The sequence below is a fragment of the Nguyenibacter vanlangensis genome, assembly GCF_013376155.1.
Taxonomy (GTDB): Bacteria; Pseudomonadota; Alphaproteobacteria; order Acetobacterales; family Acetobacteraceae; genus Gluconacetobacter; species Gluconacetobacter vanlangensis.
The window spans coordinates 1-643 of sequence record NZ_JABXXP010001147.1 but is presented as its reverse complement, the minus strand read 5'-3'; the positions used below and the strand labels follow the sequence as shown (position 1 = coordinate 643).

General features: G+C 69.2%; 1 protein-coding gene and 1 pseudogene. Both read left to right on the top strand.

Going from position 1 to position 643, the window contains the following annotated elements; all coding sequences use genetic code 11:
• The coding region (locus HUK84_RS21785; RefSeq protein WP_176641992.1) for a PilN domain-containing protein at positions 1-331 on the top strand (331 nt) is incomplete at its 5' end.
• Between the two features lie 94 nt (positions 332-425).
• Positions 426-643, top strand: a pseudogene (locus HUK84_RS21780) (type II secretion system protein GspM); the annotation flags it as partial.

Sequence of the window (643 nt, the reverse complement as noted above, 5' to 3'; positions counted from 1 at the left end):
CGCGGCCCAGCAGGCGGCCCTGCTGCGCCGGCAGGTCGAAGACCGCCAGGCGGGCGTGACCGTCATCGCCGGGGCGCGCCGGCAATGGGGCGATCCGCTGGCGGTCCTGGCGGTCACGACGCAGGTCCTGCCCGACGACAGTTTCCTGACCGACCTGATCCTGCGCCAGGGCCAGTTGATCATCAGCGGCCAGTCCTCCGAGGCCACCGGGCTGATCCAGGCGCTCAGCAGGGACCCGGCCTTCCGCAATCCGTCCTTCGTCGCCCCGGTGACGCGCGTGTCGGGACAGAATGCCAGTCTGTTTTCGATTCGCGCCGATGTCGGGCGGTAGTTAAATCAATGGCTTGGTGTCCCATTGCCATCCGGAATTCGTCCTGTGGATTTCGGAGGCGGGATGCGAGGCCACGCAGATCATGGACCAGAGGATGAAATCACTGCGGACAATGGTGCGCACCCTGCCCGAGGGGCGAGAGGGACGGCTGCTCGCCCTGGGCATGCTGGCGATCGGGCTGATGCTGGCCTGGCTGCTGGTGCTGGGCCCGCTCTGGGACTGGTACGCCGTCCGTGCCCAGGCGCTGGACCTCCAGCGCGCCACCGTCAGCCGCATGGACCGCCTGGCCGCGTCCCTGCCGGCCCTGCGGCG